The organism is Curtobacterium sp. MCJR17_020 (assembly GCF_003234365.2).
Classification (GTDB): Bacteria; Actinomycetota; Actinomycetes; order Actinomycetales; family Microbacteriaceae; genus Curtobacterium.
This window is the reverse complement of the sequence record NZ_CP126260.1, coordinates 154222-173958: the sequence shown is the minus strand read 5'-3', so window position 1 is coordinate 173958 and position 19737 is coordinate 154222. Positions and strand designations below refer to the sequence as shown.

21 protein-coding genes and 3 tRNA genes are annotated in these 19737 nt (G+C 68.8%); 6 read left to right on the top strand and 18 right to left on the bottom strand.

All coding sequences use genetic code 11. From position 1 onward, the window contains the following. Positions 1–36: 36 nt before the first annotated feature. The 10 genes from DEJ14_RS00860 to tilS form a co-directional block, all read right to left on the bottom strand. On the bottom strand, positions 37–729 hold the full coding sequence (locus DEJ14_RS00860; protein ID WP_181437670.1) for a Rossmann-like and DUF2520 domain-containing protein: 693 nt from the start codon (positions 727–729) through the stop codon (positions 37–39). After that, positions 726–2483, bottom strand: coding sequence for a PH domain-containing protein (locus tag DEJ14_RS00855; RefSeq protein WP_111086939.1), 1758 nt, complete (start codon positions 2481–2483; stop codon positions 726–728). The genes DEJ14_RS00860 and DEJ14_RS00855 overlap by 4 nt, the downstream gene beginning before the upstream one ends. 9 nt (positions 2484–2492) lie before the next feature. Then, the gene (locus DEJ14_RS00850; protein WP_111086938.1) at positions 2493–3014 is read right to left on the bottom strand and encodes a PH domain-containing protein; all 522 of its coding nucleotides are present in this window, start codon (positions 3012–3014) and stop codon (positions 2493–2495) included. 58 nt (positions 3015–3072) lie between these two features. Continuing rightward, positions 3073–3561 carry a DUF3180 domain-containing protein gene (locus DEJ14_RS00845; RefSeq protein WP_111086937.1) on the bottom strand — a complete coding sequence of 163 codons (489 nt, stop codon included), beginning with the start codon at positions 3559–3561 and terminating at the stop codon, positions 3073–3075. Continuing rightward, the gene (gene folK / locus DEJ14_RS00840) at positions 3558–4115 is read right to left on the bottom strand and encodes a 2-amino-4-hydroxy-6-hydroxymethyldihydropteridine diphosphokinase (RefSeq protein WP_111086936.1); all 558 of its coding nucleotides are present in this window, start codon (positions 4113–4115) and stop codon (positions 3558–3560) included. Before folK ends, DEJ14_RS00845 begins: the two co-directional genes overlap by 4 nt. After that, positions 4112–4501, bottom strand: a complete 390-nt coding sequence (folB, locus tag DEJ14_RS00835) for a dihydroneopterin aldolase (RefSeq protein ID WP_111086935.1) — start codon at positions 4499–4501, stop codon at positions 4112–4114. The genes folK and folB overlap by 4 nt, the downstream gene beginning before the upstream one ends. Then, entirely contained in the window at positions 4498–5364 is an 867-nt protein-coding gene (folP, locus tag DEJ14_RS00830; protein WP_181437669.1) for a dihydropteroate synthase, read from the bottom strand. Before folP ends, folB begins: the two co-directional genes overlap by 4 nt. A gap of 9 nt (positions 5365–5373) precedes the next feature. Beyond that, on the bottom strand, positions 5374–7362 hold the full coding sequence (gene ftsH / locus DEJ14_RS00825; protein WP_111086934.1) for an ATP-dependent zinc metalloprotease FtsH: 1989 nt from the start codon (positions 7360–7362) through the stop codon (positions 5374–5376). Positions 7363–7497: 135 nt separating this feature from the next. Next, a complete protein-coding gene (hpt, locus tag DEJ14_RS00820; protein ID WP_111086933.1) occupies positions 7498–8049 on the bottom strand; it encodes a hypoxanthine phosphoribosyltransferase in 552 nt (183 codons plus the stop codon). A 9-nt stretch (positions 8050–8058) separates the two neighbouring features. Next, positions 8059–9078 carry a tRNA lysidine(34) synthetase TilS gene (gene tilS, locus DEJ14_RS00815; protein WP_111086932.1) on the bottom strand — a complete coding sequence of 340 codons (1020 nt, stop codon included), beginning with the start codon at positions 9076–9078 and terminating at the stop codon, positions 8059–8061. Between the two features lie 64 nt (positions 9079–9142). Here tilS and DEJ14_RS00810 point away from each other — a divergent pair, with 64 nt between their 5' ends. After that, a complete protein-coding gene (locus DEJ14_RS00810) occupies positions 9143–9634 on the top strand; it encodes an inorganic diphosphatase (RefSeq protein WP_111086931.1) in 492 nt (163 codons plus the stop codon). 175 nt (positions 9635–9809) lie between these two features. Here the strand turns inward: DEJ14_RS00810 and DEJ14_RS00805 are convergent, their stop codons facing one another. From DEJ14_RS00805 to DEJ14_RS00795, 3 genes are read right to left on the bottom strand one after another with little or no spacing between them, the layout of a single operon-like run. After that, complete coding sequence (locus DEJ14_RS00805; protein ID WP_284179984.1) at positions 9810–10100, bottom strand: NlpC/P60 family protein; 291 nt, start codon at positions 10098–10100, stop codon at positions 9810–9812. Then, positions 10097–11278 carry a coiled-coil domain-containing protein gene (locus DEJ14_RS00800; RefSeq protein WP_284179982.1) on the bottom strand — a complete coding sequence of 394 codons (1182 nt, stop codon included), beginning with the start codon at positions 11276–11278 and terminating at the stop codon, positions 10097–10099. The genes DEJ14_RS00805 and DEJ14_RS00800 overlap by 4 nt, the downstream gene beginning before the upstream one ends. Before the next feature lie 33 nt (positions 11279–11311). After that, positions 11312–12589 (bottom strand): M23 family metallopeptidase, encoded by a 1278-nt coding sequence (locus DEJ14_RS00795; RefSeq protein WP_111087058.1) that lies wholly within the window; start codon positions 12587–12589, stop codon positions 11312–11314. Positions 12590–12847: 258 nt separating this feature from the next. Between DEJ14_RS00795 and DEJ14_RS00790 the strand changes: the two genes are divergently transcribed. The 5 genes from DEJ14_RS00790 (at position 12848) to DEJ14_RS00770 (ending at position 15092) form a co-directional block, all read left to right on the top strand. Continuing rightward, positions 12848–12920, top strand: a tRNA-Glu gene (locus DEJ14_RS00790). A gap of 53 nt (positions 12921–12973) precedes the next feature. Further along, a tRNA-Asp gene (locus tag DEJ14_RS00785) sits at positions 12974–13050 on the top strand. A 1-nt stretch (position 13051) separates the two neighbouring features. Continuing rightward, positions 13052–13124: transfer RNA gene (locus DEJ14_RS00780), tRNA-Phe, on the top strand. A gap of 146 nt (positions 13125–13270) precedes the next feature. Further along, positions 13271–13909, top strand: coding sequence for a metallophosphoesterase (locus DEJ14_RS00775; protein WP_111087059.1), 639 nt, complete (start codon positions 13271–13273; stop codon positions 13907–13909). A gap of 745 nt (positions 13910–14654) precedes the next feature. Next, a complete protein-coding gene (locus DEJ14_RS00770; RefSeq protein ID WP_146249869.1) occupies positions 14655–15092 on the top strand; it encodes a hypothetical protein in 438 nt (145 codons plus the stop codon). Here DEJ14_RS00770 and DEJ14_RS00765 read toward each other — a convergent pair. The 5 genes from DEJ14_RS00765 to DEJ14_RS00745 all read right to left on the bottom strand — a co-directional run bounded on the left by DEJ14_RS00765 (position 15081) and on the right by DEJ14_RS00745 (position 19715). After that, positions 15081–16103 (bottom strand): IS481 family transposase, encoded by a 1023-nt coding sequence (locus DEJ14_RS00765; protein ID WP_284179978.1) that lies wholly within the window; start codon positions 16101–16103, stop codon positions 15081–15083. The two genes, DEJ14_RS00770 and DEJ14_RS00765, sit on opposite strands and share 12 nt — an antisense overlap. A gap of 108 nt (positions 16104–16211) precedes the next feature. After that, on the bottom strand, positions 16212–16373 hold the full coding sequence (locus tag DEJ14_RS00760) for a hypothetical protein (RefSeq protein WP_181437378.1): 162 nt from the start codon (positions 16371–16373) through the stop codon (positions 16212–16214). A 323-nt stretch (positions 16374–16696) separates the two neighbouring features. Beyond that, complete coding sequence (locus tag DEJ14_RS00755) at positions 16697–17083, bottom strand: hypothetical protein (protein WP_111083808.1); 387 nt, start codon at positions 17081–17083, stop codon at positions 16697–16699. Beyond that, a complete protein-coding gene (locus DEJ14_RS00750) occupies positions 17080–18204 on the bottom strand; it encodes a tyrosine-type recombinase/integrase (RefSeq protein ID WP_181437377.1) in 1125 nt (374 codons plus the stop codon). The genes DEJ14_RS00755 and DEJ14_RS00750 overlap by 4 nt, the downstream gene beginning before the upstream one ends. 206 nt (positions 18205–18410) lie before the next feature. Continuing rightward, a complete protein-coding gene (locus tag DEJ14_RS00745) occupies positions 18411–19715 on the bottom strand; it encodes a replication initiator (protein WP_146249666.1) in 1305 nt (434 codons plus the stop codon). Positions 19716–19737 lie beyond the last annotated feature (22 nt).

Genomic DNA, 19737 nt, shown 5'->3' with positions numbered 1-19737 from the left:
GAACTGAGCGGGGAGTCGTGACCGGCCGCCACGCCCCTACAGCGTGGACTGCCCGTCGGCCGCCGTCAGTGCGTTGTCGACGGCGGAGCGGACGAGCGCACCGAGCACCCGGCCGGGGTGGTCCACACCGATGCCGGAGAGCGTGCCCGCCGACTGGTCCACGATCGCGGTCGAGAAGCTCACGGCGGCGCGGACGGCGTCGGCGTACGCGGGCCGGTCCCCCTCGGCGATGACGAACGGCTCGGCACCCATCTCGACCACCAGGGCCTGCGCGATGGGCAGCACGGGCGACGGGGCGGTGACCGCGCAGTAGGCGTCACGGAGCCGCGACAGATCGACGCTGGTGCCGGTGAACGCCATCGCGGGGTGGATGGCGAGCGGGATCGCACCAGCCGCCATCGCGGGGGCGAGGATGCCGACGCCGTGGTCCGGGCTGGTGTGCACGACGAGCTGCCCGGGCTGCCAGATGCCGGCGTCCGCCAGGCCCTGCACGAGCGAGGCCAGCTGGTCGTCCGGCACCGCGAGCAGGACGAGTTCGCTCCGCTCGACCAGGTCCGGCGTCGCGAGCACGGGAGCGCCGGGCAGCATCGCCTCGGCGCGGTCACGGCTCTCGGCGGACACGGCGGTCACGCCGACGACCGCGTGCTCCGCGTTCGCGAGCGCGGCGCCGAGCACGGGTCCGACCCGTCCGGCCCCGACGATGCCGACACCGAGGCGCCCGGCCCTCATCGGACCGCTCCGGTCGGCGGCACGTCGCTCCACCCCGGGCCGGGAGGCACGGTGCCGGGCCGGTGGTCGGCGTCGGGTCCGGCAGGGGCTCCGGTCCCGGGCCACGGCACGTCCGCAGCGTGCCTGGCGGACTCGGGACGGGCCTCCCGTTCGCGCCACCGGTGGGATGTGTCGACCGCAGCGGCCTCGACGGCGCGCTGGGTGGTCTCGGACCACAGACGTTGCGCGTCCCGCGCGTCGAGCGCACCGACGCGGGCCGAGACCGGCCCTGCGACGGTGTGCACGTGGACGGCGGCGAGCCGCAGGACACGCTCGAGCGGACCCTGTTCGACCTTGACGCTCTGCACCCGGGGCAGCGGCACGATGACGAGCGACCGCCAGACGGCGCCGAGCCGGAGCAGCACCGCGCCCTGCACGAACCGGTACCCGTTGCGCCGGAACGCGAACGGGCGGAGCCACGCGCCGCGGCGCGGGGAGTGCACGAAGCCGCCCTGGTCGCCGCTCGTGGTCAGGCTGTCGTCGACGACGCTCACGGCCTCGGCGGAGCCTTCCCGCAGGGCCTCCGGCGAGGCCTCGGGGCCCGCGACGACGGTGCCGACCAGGCCGGGCAGGATGATGTCGAGGACCTCGCGGACGTCGGCCGCGGTGCCGACGGGCAGCACGATGGCGGAGGCCTGCTGGTTGCTCGACGCACCGTTGCCGGCGGTCGTCGCCCGGTTGATCCGGATGTCCCACCAGCCGAACGGACGCCAGAGCAGTGGCTGCGCGACGCTGACGGCGTGGATGCGGCCGGGGGGCAGCGTCTCGTTCGAGGTCGAGACGAGCCCGAACCCGATCCGGATGCCGTCGCGGGTCTCGGCGATCGTGTACTGCAGTGACCGCGAGAACTTGCGGACGTAGTAGCTGCCCGCACCGATCACGGCGGGGAACAGGCCGAACAGGATCCCGTACTCGCCGGTGAGCACGACGCTGACGATCATCGCCGCCACGGCCAGCAGGATGAAGACGGTGGTGCCGGAGAGCAGCATCGACGCGATCAGCCGACCGGGCTTCACCTTGACGATCCGGGTGGCCTGCACCGCGGCGGGGTCGAGCTCGGGCGAGAACATCTCGTCGACGCGGTCCTGCAGCACACCGTTCGACGCGCGCGCCGGACCACTGCCACGGTCGTCGTCCTTCGCACCAGAGGCGAGCACGAGGATGCGCAGCCGCAGGTCGTCGGCGGCCTTCACCCCGAGGTACGCGAGCTGCACGTTGGCGTCGTTGCCGGCCTGGGCGATCTCGAGCTTCGCCGTGCCGAACACCCGCGGGATGAGCGGACGCGAGATGTTGATGCCCTGGATCCGGTCGAGCCGGGCCTTGCGGTGGTTCCGGAACAGCACGCCGGAGCGGACCTCGACGATCTCGCCGGTGACCCGGAACTCGTGCATCCGCCAGGACAGGTAGAAGAGCCCGATCAGCACGAGCAGGAACACCGCGACGCCGAGCAGCACCCAGCCGACGACGCCGTGCTCGTAGACGTAACGGACGGGGTCGCCGTCCTGCTGCTCGCCGCCGGGGATGAAGAACTCGACGAGCTGGTCACGCAGGCTGTTCAGCACGTAGCCGAGGATGACGATCAGGAAGATCCCGCCCTTGAGCAGCGGGGTCAGCGGGTGCAGGCGGTGCCACTCGCCGTCGGTCAGGGGCGCTGCGGCAGCGGCGTTCCCGCGCGTGGGCGGGGCGGGCGGCGGCGGGCCGGGTCGGAAGGTCACCGCGACCCCCTACAGCCCGGCGCGGCGGGACTCGGCGAGCTCGACGAGCCGGTCGCGCAGTTCGTCGGCGTCCGTCGCGGGGATGCCGGGGATGCGGACGTTCGTGGCGGCCGCGGCCGTCACGAACTTCAGCTCGCTCATGCCGAGCGCCCGGTCGAGCGGACCACGTGCCACGTCGACGAGCTGCATGCGCCCGTACGGCACCGCCGTGAAGCGCTGCCACATCAGGCCGCGGCGGACCACCAGGTCGTCGTCGCGCAGGGCGTAGCCGATCGCACGGACCCGGCGGGGCGTCAGCGCAGCGGTGACGAGCGTGATGACCAGCACCACGATGCCGATGAGCAACCAGACCGTGCCGGCGCCCGAGCCGAAGCCGTCGTTGACGATCCCGATCAGGACCAGGCCGGCGGTCACCACCAGGCCGATCACCAGGGTCGTGATGAGTTCGGTCCACACGAGCTTCGCGGACACCCTGGTCCAGTCGATGCCGGTCAGGCCAAGGCCCGGCTCGTCGAGTCGTTCACGCGCCATCGCGGGCCTCCTGGTGGTGTGCTCGGGTCAGTTCGCCGTCGTGCGGGGTGCGCTCGGGTCAGTTCGCCGTCGTGCCGTTCCGGGGATCGCCCGGTTCGTCGTCGTCGCCCGGAGGGGCGATGCACATGCGCTCTGCCACGAGTGCGCAGACCGTCAGCACGATCCCGCCCCCGACGGCGACCACGTTCGGCAGGGTCGAGCCTAGCGAAGGCGTCACCGAGCGGGTCAGGAGGTACACGACCAGCCCGATCGCGAAGCCGCCGAACAGGACGCCGCAGATGCTCGAGGCCTTCGCCAGCACCACCACGCGCGTAGCGTAGAGCGGGTCGACCGGGCGCTGCCGGCCGGCGCCCTCGCGGGCGTGTCGGCGGACAGGACGCGCCATGAGCACGACGGCGACGCCGATGAACGCGAGCGTGATGCCGAGCGGCACGGCGAGCAGCAGCGTCGGCGACTGTCGCGAGGCGAGCACCGCGTCGAACGCGAAGCCCGCCACCGCGGTCACGACGGCGATGCTGAGCAGGGTGGAGGGACGGGTCGGCTTCACGGCTGGGTCACGTTCCCTTCGGCGGTGGCCCGGGAGGCACCGAGCACGTCCGCGAACAGGCGCGGCTCGTCGACGCGCTCGGTGTCGTCCCCCACGGCGGCGAGCAGGTCGGCCACCGGTCCGGCGCCGGGCAGGACGGCCGCGGGGTCGGCGTCGAGCCACGGTGCGAGCACGAACGCCCGCTCGGCGGCACGGGGGTGCGGGACGGTGAGCGTGGCGGTGTCGATGCGCAGGTCGTCGACGGCGACGACGTCGAGGTCGAGGGTCCGGTCGCCCCAGCGGACGTCGCGGGTGCGGCCGTGCTCGTCCTCGATGCCGTGCAGCGCGTCGAGGAACGCCTGCGGCTCGAGGTCGGTGTCGACGACCACGACGGCGTTGCGGTACCGCGGCTTGGTGTCGTCGCGGCCGTCCAGGGTGACGGCGACCGACTCGACCTCGTGGCTCGACGCCACCGGGTGGACCCCGGGCAGCGCGGCGACCGCTCGGGCGGCGGCGCGGAGAGTGCTCCCCCGGTCGCCGAGGTTGGCGCCGAGCGCGACGACGACGCGGCTCACTCTTCTTCCTCGTCCGGCACGGTCGCCCCGCGGGCACGGCGGATGGTGATCGAGACGTCGGTGAACGGCACGGTGATGGGTGCCTGCGGCTTGTGCACGGTGACCTCGGTCGCCAGGGCCGCACGGTGGGTGAGCACCGCGGACGCGATGCGTTCGGCGAGGGTCTCGATCAGGTCCACCGGGTCGCGTTCGATCTCGGCGACGACCTGCTCGGCGAGCACGCCGTAGTGCACGGTGGCGTCGAGGTCGTCGCTGTCCGAGGCCGCGCGGGCGTCGAGCTCCACGGCGACGTCGACGACGAAGTCCTGACCGTCGGCACGTTCATGGTCGAAGACCCCGTGGTGGCCGCGTGCGCGGACCCCGACGAGGCGGATGGTGTCGTTCACGAGCGAGCTGCCCTCCAGGCGTCCCAGACGTCGAGCACGGCACGGGTCGGTGCCGGGTCGTGCACGCGCACCCCCCACGCGCCGCGTTCGGCGGCGAGCAGGCTGATGGCGGCGGTGGCGAGGTCGCGGTCCTTCGGCGGGGCACCCTCGGGGCTGCCGACGCCGTCCAGGAACCGCTTGCGTGATGCGGCGACGAGCACCGGCAGGCCGATCGAGGCGAACCGTTCGTAGCCGGCCAGGATCTCCCAGTTCTGCACGCCCTGCTTGGCGAAGCCGAGGCCCGGGTCGATCACGACCTGCTCTTGGCGCACCCCGAGGACGATGAGCTCGGCGACCCGCATCTCGACCTCGCGCCGGACCTCGTCGACGGCGTGCACGTACTCGGCGTTGCGGTACATCCGGTCGCTGTGGCCACGCCAGTGCATGACCACGAAGCCGGCCCCGGTCGACGCGACCACACGGGCCATGTCCGGGTCGGCCAGGCCCCCGGACACGTCGTTGATGATCGCGGCGCCGAGTTCGACGGCCCGTTCGGCGGTCGAGGCGTTCATCGTGTCGACGCTCACCGGGATGCCCTCGGCGACGAGCTGCCGGACGACCGGCAGGACGCGCTCCTGCTCGACCGGCACCGGCACCCGTTCGGAGCCCGGGCGGGTCGACTCCCCACCGACGTCGATGATGTCGGCACCCGCAGCGACGAGGTCACGCGCGTGCTGCACGGCGGCGTCGTAGGCCTGGTGCAGCCCGCCGTCACTGAACGAGTCCGGCGTCACGTTGAGGATGCCCAACACCCGCGTGCGGTCCGGTGTCGGACCGCCGCGGGTGTCGACCCGACGAGCACGTCTCGTCGGCAGGTCGGTCATGCCGGCCCCCTACGCCGGGGCGATACCCGGGTTGCCGAAGGGGCGACGACGGGGCTTCGAGGTCGACTCGCTGTCCGACTGGTCCGCTGCGGTGGCGGCGGCCTGCCCGGGCACGTCGATCGCGGGCAGGTTGCTCACCGGACGCTTGTCGCTGGAGAGCCACTGCGGGCGCTCCGGCAGCTTGCGGACGTCCTTGAAGATCTCCACGAGCTCCGGTGCGTCGAGCGTCTCCTTCTCGAGGAGCTCGCCGGCCAGGCGGTCGAGGATGTCGCGGTTGTCGTTGAGCACCTGGTAGGCCTCGTTGTGCGCGGCTTCGAGCAGCGCACGGGTCTCGGCGTCGACGGTCTGGGCGATGTTCTCCGAGTAGTCGCGACCGGTCCCGCCGCTCATGTCACGGCCGACGAACGGCTCGCTCGACCCGGAGCCGAGCTTGACGGACCCGACGGCCTGGCTCATGCCGTACTCGGTGACCATCTTGCGGGCGGTGCCGGTGGCCTTCTCGATGTCGTTCGAGGCGCCGGTGGTGGGGTCGTGGAACACGATCTCCTCGGCGACGCGTCCACCCATGGCGTAGGTGAGCTGGTCGAGCAGCTCGTTGCGGGTGACCGAGTACTTGTCCTCGAGCGGGAGCACCATCGTGTAACCGAGGGCACGGCCACGCGGCAGGATCGTGATCTTCGTGACCGGGTCGGTGTGCCGCATCGCCGCTGCCGCCAGGGCGTGGCCGCCCTCGTGGTACGCGGTGATCAGGCGTTCCTGGTCGGACATGATCCGGGTCCGGCGCTGGGGACCCGCCATGACGCGGTCGACGGCCTCGTCCAGCGCACGGTTGTCGATGAGCTGCGCGTTCGACCGGGCGGTGAGCAGCGCGGCCTCGTTCAGGACGTTCGCCAGGTCGGCGCCGGTGAAACCAGGCGTCTTGCGGGCGAGCAGCTCGAGGTCGACGCTCGCGGCGAGCGGCTTGCCCTTCGCGTGCACCTCGAGGATCTGCTTGCGGCCGGCCATGCCCGGGGCGTCGACACCGATCTGGCGGTCGAAGCGGCCCGGACGCAGGAGCGCGGGGTCGAGCACGTCGGGACGGTTCGTCGCGGCGATCAGGATGACGTTGGTCTTGCCGTCGAAGCCGTCCATCTCGACGAGCAGCTGGTTGAGCGTCTGCTCGCGCTCGTCGTTGCCGCCGCCGATGCCGGCACCGCGGTGACGACCGACGGCGTCGATCTCGTCGATGAAGACGATGGCCGGCGAGTTCGCCTTGGCCTGCTCGAAGAGGTCACGGACACGGCTCGCACCGACACCGACGAACATCTCGACGAAGTCCGAACCGGAGATCGAGTAGAACGGCACACCCGCTTCGCCGGCGACGGCGCGGGCGAGCAGGGTCTTGCCGGTTCCGGGAGGGCCGTACAGCAGCACGCCCTTCGGGATCTTGGCGCCGACGGCCTGGAACTTCGCCGGCTCCTTCAGGAACTCCTTGATCTCGTGGAGTTCCTCGATCGCCTCGTCGGAGCCCGCGACGTCGGCGAACGACACCTGCGGGTTCTCCTTGTTGTTGATCTTCGCCTTCGACTTGCCGAACTGCATGACCTTCGAGCCGCCGCCCTGGGCGCTCGAGAGCAGGAACCAGAACAGGGCACCGATGATCAGGAACGGGAGCAGGACGCCGAGGAGCGACAGGAACCAGTTGCCCGTGTTCACGTGGTCGTCGTAGCCCTTGGGCAGGTCGGCGTCGTTGACGGCCTGGATGACCTCTTCGCCACGGGGCGTGGAGTAGTAGAACTGCTCCTGCTTGTCGCCGTCGCGGGTGATCATGTCGACCCGCTGCTCGGTGGAGTTGACGATGACGGACGAGATCTTGCCGTCGGCGAGCTGCTCGAGGCCCTTCTGGGTGCTGACCTCGGTCGTGCTGCCCTGGCTGATGACGCTCCAGCCGATGAAGATGCCCGCCAGCGCGATCAGCACGTAGAGGTACGGGCCGCGGAAGATGCGCTTGAAGTTCATGTGATCCGGGCGCGAGTGCCCGACACCTTTCTCTGCCGAAGTTGCGTGCAGGTCAGCATACGGCCGCGATTCTGTGGCGAGAATGGGTGTCCTCTGCGGGCGAACTCAACCCGAGGCAAGTACCCCCTGGACGGGTTACGAGTACACGTGCGGCGCCAGGACGCCGACACCGCGCAGGTTCCGGTAGCGCTCGTCGTAGTCCAGGCCGTAGCCGACCACGAACTCGTCGGGGATGTCGAAGCCCACGTACTTGACGTCGACCTCGACCTTGGCGGCCTCGGGCTTGCGCAGCAGGGCGACGATCTCGACGCTCGCGGCACCGCGGGACTGCAGGTTCTGCTTGAGCCAGGACAGCGTCAGACCGGAGTCGATGATGTCCTCGACGATGAGGACGTCGCGGCCGTGCAGGTCGGTGTCGAGGTCCTTGAGGATCCGCACCACACCGGACGACTTCGTGCCGGAGCCGTAGGACGACACCGCCATCCAGTCCATCCGCGCCTGCATCTTGAGGTGCCGCGAGAAGTCCGCCATCACCATGACGGCACCCTTCAGCACACCGACGAGCAGGGGGTCGCGGCCCGCGTAGTCGGCGTCGACGACCGCCGCGAGTTCGGCGAGCTTGTCGTCGATCTGCTCGGGGGTGAAGAGGACTTCGGACAGGTCTGCCTGGACGTCGGAGAGTTCCACCGGTCCAGCCTAACCGGCGCTGAACGACAGGCGGTCACCGGATCGCGACGCCCGGACGCCCGGCAGGTCGATCGGTCCCTGTCCGCTCCAGTCCGTGACGAGCCGGCAGACCTCGAGCGTCTGCACGCGCGACAGCGTCACGCCGAACTCGCTCTCCACCGCCAGGCGCACGAGTCGCTGCCGGAGCGCCGGCGGGTTCGCCCCGAGTGCCCGGACGGACAGCGAGATGCCGGCCTCGGAGTGCTCGGCGATGTCCTCCGCCATCTCCTCCGCGAAGTGGTCGAGTGCTGCCGAGTCCTCGCGCAGCTGGTCGGCCGTCCGCGCCAGCGCCTCGGGCACTCCGGCACCGAGTTCGCGCTCGAGCACCGGCATGAGGGTGTTCCGCACGCGGACACGGGCGTACGCCGTGTCGTCGTTCTGCGGGTCGTGCCACGGCGCCAGCCCGGCGGCGGCGCATGCCTGCCGCGTGGCGTGCCGACGCACGGCGAGCAGCGGGCGGCCGTAGGCCGGTCCCTGGTCGCGCCGCGCGAGCGGCAGCATGCCCGACAGGCTGTCCGGCCCGCTGCCGCGCAGCAGGCCCAGCAGCACCGTCTCGGCCTGGTCGTCCAGGGTGTGTCCCAACAGCACGAGAGGCGCCCCTGTGGCGGACGCGACCTCGGCGATCGACGCGTGGCGGGCCTCCCGGGCGGCGCCCTCCGGACCACCGTCGGAGCCGACCGCGACCCTGCGGACCGCGACCGGGTCCAGACCCAGCTCGGATGCCTGCCGGGAGGCGCGGCTCGCGACCGCCTCGGAGCCCGCCTGGAGCGCGTGGTCGACGATCACTGCCCCGGCTCGGAGCCCCTGCTTGCCCGCCTCGAACGCGGTGGCCGCTGCGAGCGCGAGCGAGTCCGGTCCGCCGCTCAGCGCGACCAGCACGAGGTCACCCGCGGTGACGACGCCGTCGTCGAGCGCGGTGGCGAGCAGGTCGCGGACCGCAAGGCGGGTCTCGGCGACGGCAGGGTCCAGCCGGGGACGCGGAGAGTTCACCCGGTAACGTTAGCCGCGCTCTCGGGACCACCGACAGCCCCACCGACACACCAGGAGTGCAGACATGGCCGCGTACGACGTCGTCGTCGAGATCCCCAAGGGCAGCCGCAACAAGTACGAGGTGGACCACGAGACCGGTCGTGTCTACCTCGACCGCGTGCTGTTCACGTCGTTCGTCTACCCGACCGACTACGGCTTCTTCGAGAAGACCCTGGCCGACGACGGCGACCCCGTGGACGCGCTGCTGCTCCTCGAGTTCCCGACGTTCCCCGGCGTGGGCGTCAAGGTCCGTCCGGTCGGCGTCTTCAAGATGAGCGACGAGGCCGGCAAGGACGAGAAGGTCCTCGTGGTCCCCGCGAAGGACCCGCGCTGGACGCACATCCAGGACATCTCGGACGTCGACGAGCAGACGAAGGCCGAGATCGCGCACTTCTTCGAGCGCTACAAGGACCTCGAGCCGAACAAGTGGGTCAAGGCCGAGGGCTGGGGCGACGCCGCCGAGGCCGAGGCGATCGTGCAGGCCGGCCAGGCCGCGTACGTGCCCGCTGGTCACTGACGCTTCCTGACGCCGAACGGCGCCCGCTCTCCATCGGGAGGGCGGGCGCCGTTCTGTGTTCGTGGGGTCGGGTCGCGAACCTGGTGGGAACGGGCGTACCTGGTGCTCTGATCCGGGCAGGTATGCCCGATCCCGATTGCTACCGCAGCCGTTCTGGGAACGACCGGGCTGCGGGCTAGAGGGAACCGCTCGGGCGGGCGACGTACGGCAGGAGCTGACTCGGCGTCCAGACCGCCCGCTCGACCACGCCGACGCCCGGTCGGGCCGCTTCGACCATCATCCCGTTGCCGGTGTAGATCGAGTCGTGGTAACCGCCGGAAGCGGTTCCGTTCGACGAGTAGAAGAGGATGTCGCCGGGCTGGCGCTGCGAGAGCGGCACGAGGCGACCGATCGAGCCGAAGTAGTTGTACTGCCAGACGACGTTGTGCCCACCGGTCGCGATGCCCTGCGAGCTGTACGCCATCATGACGAGGCCGGAGCAGTCCCAGGTGCTCGGGCCGGCGCCGCCGAGGACGTAGGGCTTGCCGAGCTGGGTGCGGGCGTAGGAGATCGCACCGGCGGCCTTCGAGGGGCTGCTCGGGGCGGGCGCCGGAGTGCTGGGCGCCGGGGTGCTCGGCTTCGAGGGGGGGGCGTACTCGGCTTGGCGGGAGCCGGGGCGGGAGCGGGAGCGGCCGGCGTGCTCGGCTTCGACGGGGTGCTCGGGCGCGACGGGGTGGTCGTGCCGCTGCCATTGCCACCGCCGGTGCTCGGGTTGGTGGTCGTGTTGCCGTTGTCGGTGCCGCCGCTGGTGCCGTTGTCGGTGCTGGTGCCGTTGTCGGTGCTGGTGCCGCTCGTGCCGCTGCCGCTGGCCGTGCCGGTGCCGCTCGTCTGGGCCGCCAGGGCGGTCTCGGCCGCCTTGGCCTGCTGCGCACTCCAGTACGCGCTCTCCGTCGCGACGCTCGTGCCCTTGAGGTACGCGAGCTGGCGGAGGACCTCGTCCTGCTGGTCCTGCTGCTTCTGCACCCGGGCCTGGGCGTCGGCGGAGACGTCGTTGGCGGTGGCGAAGGCGGTCTTCGTCGCCTCGGTCGCCTTGCTCAGTGCCGTCGTGGCCACGGCCTGCTGGTCGGCGAGCGAGTCCACCGTCTTCTGGTCGGAGCGGGCCTGCGCCAAGATCGTCGCCGACCGCTCGGACAGGTGCGACATCGTGCCGACGCGGTAGAGCAGGTCCCCGGAGTCAGACGCGTCCGTGAGCATCGTCGTCGACAGGTCGCCGCCGCCCGTGCGGGACAGCTCGACCACGAGCGCGGCCACCTGGCCCGCGGAGTCGTCGGCCTTGCCCTTGGCCCGCTTCGACTGCGCGGACAGGTCGGCGAGGGTGTCCTTCGCCTCCTGCTGCTGCGACGCCGCGAGGGCGTACGCCTGCCCGGCCTGCTGCTCGACGATGCCGGCGCGGTCCGCGGCGGCCTGCAGCGAGGTCAGCCGGTCGCTCAGCTCGTCCACCGTCTGCTGCGCGTCGGCGGCATCCGACTTCGCGGCCTTGACGTCGTCCCAGGACGGCGCCGACGGCGCGGCCTGGGCGGGTCCGGCGATGACGACCGACAGTCCGATGCCGAGCACGGCGACGGTGGCGATCCCGCAGGAGAACGAGCGAGCGGACGGGGTCATGGCAGGGTCAACGCATCCCGGCTGCGCTGATGCTCATACCGAGATCCCCCGCGCTGCCATGAAGGGGACCGGGTCGACGGCAGCACCGTTGATCCGGGTCTCGAAGTGGAGGTGGCACCCGGTCGACCAGCCGGTCGAACCGATCTTGGCGATCTGCTGCCCGGCGGTGACGTGCTGGCCGCTGGCGACCATGATCCCGCCGTCGACGATGTGTCCGTAGGCCGTCGAGATGCCGCCGCCGTTGTCCAGGATGACCTCGTTGCCGTAGCCACCGCCGTTCCCCGCGAAGGTCACGGTGCCGTCGTGGGCCGCGTAGATCGGGGCGTAGCAGGCGGGAGCGAGGTCGACCCCGGCGTGCAGTGCCGTGTAGTGCGTGTACGGGTCGACGCGGATGCCGTAGCCGCTGGTCTGGAAGCCGCCGGCCGGACGGACCCACCCGGCGGAGTTGGCCGTCCCGCCGCCGGTGCCGCCCTGGCTCGTCGCCGCGGCCTTCGCGGCTGCCTTGGCCGCAGCAGCGGCGATGCGGGCCTGTCGCGCCTTCTCGGCGGCGACGCCCTTGCGGTAGTCGGCCTCGACACCGCGCTGCTTCGTGGTGAGGGCGGTCAGCTGGGCCTCGAGCCGCGACTCGTTGTCGTTCTGGGCGTCGACGGCGGTCTGCGCCGCGTCGGCAGCACCCTGCGCCTGCTGCATCTTCGACTGGGCCGCGTCGGCGAGGTCGCCCAGCGCCGCCTTGGCCTTGTCCGCCTTGTCGGCCTGCGCCTGGGCAGTGCCCCGGTCCTGCGACGCCTGCGAGTAGATGCCGTCGGCCTGCTCGCTGAGCTTCGACATGGCGCCGAGCTCGTAGAGCAGGTCATCGGAGTCCGAGGGGTGCGTGAGGATGTCGGTCGTCACGTCGTTGGCGCTGGCCCGACCGAGCTGCGCGGCGAGCTGACCGGCCTGCTCCTCGGACTGTGCGGCGGTCTGCTCGGCGTCGTCCGCCTGCGACTGGAGCGTCTTCTGCTCGAGGGTCGCCTCGTCGTACTTGTTCTGTGCCGCCTGGTAGGCCTCGCCGGCGGCCTGTGCGGCCTTCTGCTTCGCAGCGGCCTCGGACTTCAGGGTCGAGATGAGCGACTTGATCTCGGTGACCTTCGCCTGCTGGGCACTCGTCGAGGACTTGGCCTTCTGCACCTCGGACCAGCTCGGGTAGCTCGCGGCACTGGCCGACGTCGCCGGGGCGAGGACCGCGAGGGTGCTGCCGGCGAGCGCGACGGCGACCGCGGCGGCGACGAGGCGGCTGCGGTTGCGGAGGGAGAGCGAAGGTGAGGTCGACATGTATCTCGATTTCGTAACAGCGCGGCAAGGCTCACGCACGTAACACTGTTAACAGACGCAACAGTAACAACAGGTGTCGCAGCCCCGCAGCCCCTCGGACGAGGGGCGCGGAGCCGACGACGATGCTCGCACCGCAACCTCGACACCCGGTGCCGGACGGGCGCGACACGCCGGGGATTCCGCGGGAACGCGGCCCGATTTGCGAACCCCCGGGGGCATCCGTATGCTTGTCCATCGGTAGCGCGAAGCACCACTTGCGGCCCTATCGTTTAGTGGCCTAGGACACCGCCCTTTCACGGCGGCAGCACGGGTTCGAATCCCGTTGGGGTCACTCTCCGAGTGAGCGAGCAAGTAGTACTGAGCAACACCACAGCAATTCAACATGGCCCTGTAGCGCAGCTGGTTAGCGTGCCGCCCTGTCACGGCGGAGGTCGCGGGTTCAAGTCCCGTCAGGGTCGCCACGGCTGGATAGCTCAGTTGGTAGAGCGTTCGACTGAAAATCGAAAGGTCCACGGATCGATGCCGTGTCCAGCCACAGCAGGAAGCCCCCGGTGAAGCCGGGGGTTTTCTTGTTTCCGGGGTCGGATTCGCTGCCGCTCCGGTGACGCTGTGCCGGTTCTGTGCCGGTTGCTCGTCGCCAGGCAACTCCCCCAGGGCTCCCGATCGAGCTAGCGTCGGAGCATGGAAGACGCACGACGAGTACCCGAAGATGGAGCTCCGACGTTCGACTTCGATGCCGTCGACTTCGTCACCGCAGACCATCACTTCGGGCATGCGCGGATCATCGAGCACGCGAGGCGTCCGTTCGGCAACGTCGAGACGATGGATACCTCTCTCGTCGAGCGCTGGAACTCAGTCGTCCCGCCGGATGCCGTCGTGCTGCACCTCGGCGATCTGCTCATGGCCTCGATGAACGACATCGGTGATGCTCTTGCCCTCACCCGTCAGCTGCACGGCCGTCGGCTGCTCGTCCCGGGCAACCACGACTGGGTCTCGCGAGCGACGCAGACAAGGACTCGCATCCAATCAATGACGCCTCTGTACGAAGCCGCCGGCTGGACGGTGCTCCCCGAGGTGCTGAACGGGTCACGACACGGGCAACTGCTCCGTGCTTCGCACTATCCGTATGACACTGTCCCGATCGACAAGCTCAAGAGGGTCCGTCCGGTGGACGATGGTGTTCCACTCGTTCACGGGCACACGCACTCGACGGCGGTCTTCACGAATGACGACGCGATGATGCATGTGGGCGTCGACGCTTGGAAGTTCGCACCGGTCCCGATGAGCGCGGTCGACACCTGGCTCCGAGAACGCATCTGAGCGCGGCCGTGCGGATCACTCGGTTGTTCGAAACTGAAGGACGGAGGTTCCACTTACGCTCGCCCCATGTCTTGGACTGAAAGCTATGGACTCATCTGCCAGGTGTGCTCGTTCGACAGCTCTGTCGTCTCGTTCACGCCGATTGAGAACGGTGGGGTCATCTGCTCTTGTGGAGCAGCTTGGAACGCGGATGGATCGCGACGCAGCGACTACACGCCCCCAGCATCCTTCGGGGACTACCCCGACCTGACATTGACAGAGTGGGTGTCTCGCGGAGACGCCGGGACGCTCCCTCCCGTCACACGACGGGCCGATTGACACAGAGCCGTAGTACCCCTGCTCCCCCGCGCAGGAGGCCGAGAATTGGTGCTCCCTCACGTCGGCCGTCGCAATCACCGAGTCTGATGCAGCCTGGCGATCAGAGCGCTTGGCTCTGGTCCGGTGGACCGCAATCAAGGTCTCGAGAGCCAGGACACGCACTTCAAGGTCAGACCTGCTACCCGTGATCGGCCACGCCTCATCAAGCAGCTCTCGCTCGATCCGCACTCGGGCCATGGGCCAAGAGCGCGCCAGTAGGGGCCAGCGGCGCTAGCTTGTCACCTGAGGGTGTTAGGACTGAAATACTCGACCTATGGGACACTCGGCTTCAGCTCCTTGGTGGCTTGCGATCACCCTCGCGGTCCTACCAGCCCTGATCGCTCTAAGTGGAACGATCGTGATCGCGGTACGGCAAGGCAAGAGTCTCATGGCAGCGCAGCGCACTGCACAACAGAATGCAGAAGCCGCAGACCGTTCATCGCGGGCCGCTGACCGGGCAAGTGCCGTTGCAGATCGAGCGGCGCAGAACGCCGACCGTGCTGCGGAGAAGCTAGATACCTTTCGTCTCCATGAAGACACGATGCGAACGCTCTACTGGGCGGCTGACCACGCGGTCGTGCCAGACAGTGGACGCGCTCTGCTCGGCCTCGAAGTCCTCGGAGGGTTGGTAAGCCAAGTTGATGACGATCGCGATCAACGAGGCGGACGCATCGTGAGGGCGACCGCCGAAGCCGTCAAGACAGTGGCGATCCCCACCTTCATTTCCGTGCTTACGAACTCCTCCGAGGACGACGGGGAAGGCGGAGGACTGATCCGCGTCAAGGCGATCGAAGTCAATTCGGCGAAGTTGCTCCTAGCTGTATGAGGCCATGACGTTGGTGACGCCGGTGCGGAGACGAGTAGCGGGTGGCATGTTGCCGGCGGTGGTGTGGGGCCGATGGTAGTTGTAGTGCACGTTCCACACCTTCAGGGCGTCCGCGCGCTGCTGTTCTGAGGTGAAGGTGCGGGCGTAGAGGAACTCGTCGGCGAGGATCCGGTTGTAGCGCTCAACCTTCCCGTTATGCCGGGGCGTGTAGGGCCGTGTCCGTTGGTGCCGGGACGCGTGTGCGAGCACGATGCGGTGGAACCGGTCGGCGCGGTAGTTGGAGCCGTTGTCGGTCACGACCCTCGTCAACCGGGTGATGCCGTGCGCTTGGAAGAACGCTCTCGCGCGGGTGAAGAACCCGATCGTGGTCGCCGCGGTCTCATCCGGCAGGTGCTCGGTGTAGGCCAGCCTCGAGTACCCGTCGATCGCGGAGTGCAGGAACACATACCCGGGGCGTTTCCCACCTGTCGCGCGGTCCTTCGTGCGTGCCCGGCCGGTGGCGCGGTGTTGGTCGGAGCCGCGGCCGTGGACGCGCCAGCCGCCGCCGTCAGGGATCCGGCCGACCTTCTTCACGTCCAGGTGCACCATGTGCCCCGGATACCGGGCCGTGATCGTCCGCGGCGTCCGATTTACCTCCCCGTCGGGGTCGATGTGGCGGCGACGGTTCAACCCGAGCCGGTCCAGAACCCGGGTTACCGTCCGCACCGAGATGACCACCTGGTCTGCGGCGAGTTCGGTCACGATGCGGCGAGCCGAGTGCTTGCCGTCACGGCGGAGTTGCTCGATCCGAGACACGACGTGCGCGGGCGTCGCGGTCGGTGACGTTCCGGGCGCGCTGGAGCGGTCCTCGAGACCGAGACCGCCGTGCTGCCGCCACCGGTTCACCCACTTCGACGCGCACGCCCGTGAGATGCCCATCTCGGCGGCGACATGGCTGATGGGGCGGGTGCGGCAGCGTTCGATGAGGCGGCGGCGGCCCTCGACGGACAGCGGGGCGTTACGGTGGGTCACGAAGCGGGTCCTTGCAGGTCGGAACGGTTGTCAGCACTTCCATCCAACCGACAACGGACCCGCTTCTTCACACCCACCCGACGTCTACAACGTCATGACCCACAACACCTAGCCCACGGTCACGACCTTGACACCGACCTTCGCGCGGAAATCGCACTCATCGCTGAGGCAAAACTCGGCACCGCGATCAAGATCAACGTTCTGCACGGGGCAAGACATGTAAACCGCCAGCTCGAATCTACCCAGGAGAGCACGCTCGATGATGAGCATCGGCGGACGGAAGCGCTCGGCGTTTCGCTTGAACGGTAATAGCGCGCCAGTGAGTGGTTAGCGAATCGATGGGACTTCCAGCCCGCCAAGGTCCTGATGATACCGCCGTGCGCATTGCATCATAACGAGCGCGGCTGGACCGAATCGATCAGCCTCTTCCTACTCGATCACGGCTCGCCGTCCTGGACGCATAGATCACGTAGGCCGGTATGCAGTGTCAGACGGCGACGTGCTCGCGGAGATACTCGATGATCGCAGTCTCGTCGGGGTAAGTGTGAGAGCGCAAGTTTGGGATCACCTGCTCACACCTATTGGCGCGCGCCCTAAGCCCCCTGCCAATGAGCCGATTCCCGATCGAGTCCGTCACGGAAGCGGTCGATCAACGATGCGTCATCGAAATCTGCAACGGGCCGGTGCGCTCCCAATAGAAGAGTCTTCACGTCGCGGTCCTTCTTAGCGTCATACCGGGCCTCCCACATCGCTTCACGGAGGGCCACCCCGCCGACCTGCAGAGACATCCGCCCGCTGCGTACGAACGCATATGCGGGCTCCACAGCACTGAAGAAGAACCAAATCGTGTTCAGCTTGGCCGCAAACCCAGGCGTGCGGACCAGATTCGCTCGCTCTACTTGCCTCGGGAAGCGGTCGACCTCGACCACATCATCCGGGAAGTCCCGCAGCGACTCTGCGACGGTCGTCTTACCGTTCACGGACCCGTCCCTCCTAGAAACAGCTGGTCAAGTGCGCCGGTTGCTCGCACTGCGGAGTCGGAACGTGCACGACTGTAGCGCTCCGTGACCTGCATCGAAGAGTGTCCCAGGATGGCCTGCACGTCGTTGGCAGCGCTCCCGGCATCGAACAGGAGCGTTGCGAGAGTGTGTCGGAGATCGTGGATGCGCAGATCTGGCCGGTCCAGGACTCGTCGAAGGTTCTCCCAGTCGACGGCCCGACGGACGTTCGACACCTGCAGGCGTCCCCCCTTGGGACCGGTGAACACGAGATCGTTGCGGCGTTTACCCTCGACCTGCTCGGTTATCGAGGGCAGGAGCGTCCCTGGCAGGGGGACGGTTCGCTCCTTGTGACTCTTGGGGCTCTGTTCGATCAACTCACCATTGCGTCCAGGGGAGAAGCTCCGCCGGACGTGGATCACTCGTCCCGCGAGGTCGACGTCGGACACGCGAAGCGCGCTAGCCTCGCCCGCTCGCATACCGGTGAACACGAGTGCCGAGAGGTACGCACGGTAAGGACCGTCCTCTACAGCAGCGAGAAGCGTCCTGACCTCATCAGAAGAAAGCGCTCTCGACCGAAAACTCCGAGCTCCGTCTTCGCGAGGCCGACGAACCAGTCGCGCCGGGTTCCCGCCGATCACGCCGAACCGGACCGCACCGTCGAGAAGCCGACTGAGCATGGCAAGAGCGTCGTTGCGCGTCGAAGCCGATCCGCTCCACTGTCCGATTGCCTCATCGACGTCGCCGGCAGAGATCGTCTCGAGCTTGCGATGCCCGAACCACGGCTGCACTCGGCGTCGCCACGCAACGTCGTACCCGCGAGCCGTGGCCGGACGGATACTCGATTCGATGGTCGGCCAGTACCGCGAGTGCCAGACATCGAGGGTCATACCGCCGTCTGGCTTGATCCGCGTTTGGGCTTCACTCCGCACACGCTTCGCTTCGGCAAGCGACCCAACGAGGAAGCTCCGCTCTCGATCCTCACCGTTCAGGCCCGTAGCCCAGACGCGGACCTGGTACTTGCCCCGGTCCGCCCGGTACCTGATTCCCTCAGGGAGGGGCTTGCGCGTCCGCGGGTCCAGCCGTTCAGTGCGCTCCGCCACTGGTCCCACCGGATTCGAGGAACGCAACGATGGTCGACGTCTTCCAGAGCATGTGCTTTCCCATGCGCGCATCGGGGTAGGGCACTCTGCACTGCCGACGGAGTGCGTCGAACGTCGACAGCGGAACACGGCAACGCGCAGCTGCCTCTCGTCGCGTGAGGTACGCATCGTCCTCGACAAGCGCCGTCTCTTCCTGTACCTCGTGATCAGCAAACATGTTCTCCTCCATCTGTCCTCTTCGTTCTGCGTGAATCTCTCCACTCCCTCGCCGCACGGGCAGCTTCGATCGCGAGAGCCTTGTCGCCCTGCGAGGTCCAGCCCATTCCGGCGTAGGACCAACTCCCGATGACGAGCACGCTCTCGCTTTCTGCACCGTCAAGCTCTCTGTCGGCGGCAGCAGCGATCCGGTCCAGTCGCCACTGATGGCGAGCGTCGCGAAGCGAGCCGAGTGTGACCGAGTACCGCCTCGACTTCGTCGAGAAGTGGCCGCGAAAGCCGAGCATCCGAGACCAACGCTCAAGCAGCACGTACGGCGAGTGCGGTTCTGCAGCGACGCCGATCTGTTCGGCGATATCGCGGAGCCTGACGAGGTGTGGACGGGGCGAGGCCCCCGCATCCAGATCCTCCGTCGCCTTGGTCGCGTACTTGGCGATGTAGGCGGCGACGGCACGATCCGACAGGCGTCCATCGAGACCTTCGCTTCGAACGATCGGCTTCACATCGATCTGCCGCCCCCAACGGAGCACCTTCGGTAGGCGTCCTGAGGGAAGGCTGGGCGGTTGATACCGCACCGCACGCGCAGCCTGGCGGATCGCTTGCGTCAGGTGAGCGGTCGTCATGCGATCATCTGGCGCTGGGAAAGCATCATCGCTGTCGACACCGTCGAGTCGCACGATCGCGTGGAAGTGGACGGCGCCCCGCTTCTGGAACTCCGCCACTTTCGCGAACTGTGGTCGGACGAGGGTGGAAGCCTCTCGCTGACTCATGCCAAGGACTCTGGCGAGCTCTCTCCGAAGCTGGATGGTGAATCGCCTCCACAGCTCGGACGCGAAGTACTGCCACACGACGTGGCCCTCGTAGTCGTAGCAGTCTGGGCAAATCGCATCGCCGAGCTCGGGACTACCCCCTCCGTGTCCGGTCGCGCATTCCGGTCGACGACCGTGTGCGCAAGGTTTGGCCCGCGCGCAGGACGCGCCGTGGACGGCGCCGAATGACGGAGCGGTGAGCGTCAGGAAGACCATCGGGTGTGCCGCGACTGAGTTGGGAACGCCCTTCATCCCGCCAGCTGCACCAGCCATGATCATGTGCCAGGTGTCGCCCTTGTACTCGTGGCTGCACGAGGCGCAGCGTTGCGCGCGGCGGTTGCCGCAGCGGGTGAAGAGGACGTGATCCGGCTGGTCGGCCGACGAGAACCTGGCGCGCTCCTCCCCCGTCTCAGATCCGAAGGTCGCGGATGCTCCGACCAGCCGAACCGGGTTCGTGCAGAATCCCACCCGGGCGGCACCACGCATCCAACGGTCGAACTCCGGACTA

Bases quoted from the DNA above. Each gene is read 5' to 3' on its own strand.
- DEJ14_RS00860 (WP_181437670.1), bottom strand. From the start codon at position 729: ATGAGGGCCGGGCGCCTCGGTGTCGGCATCGTCGGGGCCGGACGGGTC.
- DEJ14_RS00850 (WP_111086938.1), bottom strand. From the start codon at position 3,014: ATGGCGCGTGAACGACTCGACGAGCCGGGCCTTGGCCTGACCGGCATC.
- folP (WP_181437669.1), bottom strand. From the start codon at position 5,364: ATGACCGACCTGCCGACGAGACGTGCTCGTCGGGTCGACACCCGCGGC.
- ftsH (WP_111086934.1), bottom strand. From the start codon at position 7,362: ATGAACTTCAAGCGCATCTTCCGCGGCCCGTACCTCTACGTGCTGATC.
- DEJ14_RS00810 (WP_111086931.1), top strand. From the start codon at position 9,143: ATGGCCGCGTACGACGTCGTCGTCGAGATCCCCAAGGGCAGCCGCAAC.
- DEJ14_RS00805 (WP_284179984.1), bottom strand. From the start codon at position 10,100: ATGATGGCGTACAGCTCGCAGGGCATCGCGACCGGTGGGCACAACGTC.
- DEJ14_RS00800 (WP_284179982.1), bottom strand. From the start codon at position 11,278: ATGACCCCGTCCGCTCGCTCGTTCTCCTGCGGGATCGCCACCGTCGCC.
- DEJ14_RS00795 (WP_111087058.1), bottom strand. From the start codon at position 12,589: ATGTCGACCTCACCTTCGCTCTCCCTCCGCAACCGCAGCCGCCTCGTC.
- DEJ14_RS00775 (WP_111087059.1), top strand. From the start codon at position 13,271: ATGGAAGACGCACGACGAGTACCCGAAGATGGAGCTCCGACGTTCGAC.
- DEJ14_RS00770 (WP_146249869.1), top strand. From the start codon at position 14,655: ATGGCAGCGCAGCGCACTGCACAACAGAATGCAGAAGCCGCAGACCGT.
- DEJ14_RS00760 (WP_181437378.1), bottom strand. From the start codon at position 16,373: ATGCTCATCATCGAGCGTGCTCTCCTGGGTAGATTCGAGCTGGCGGTT.
- DEJ14_RS00745 (WP_146249666.1), bottom strand. From the start codon at position 19,715: ATGCGTGGTGCCGCCCGGGTGGGATTCTGCACGAACCCGGTTCGGCTG.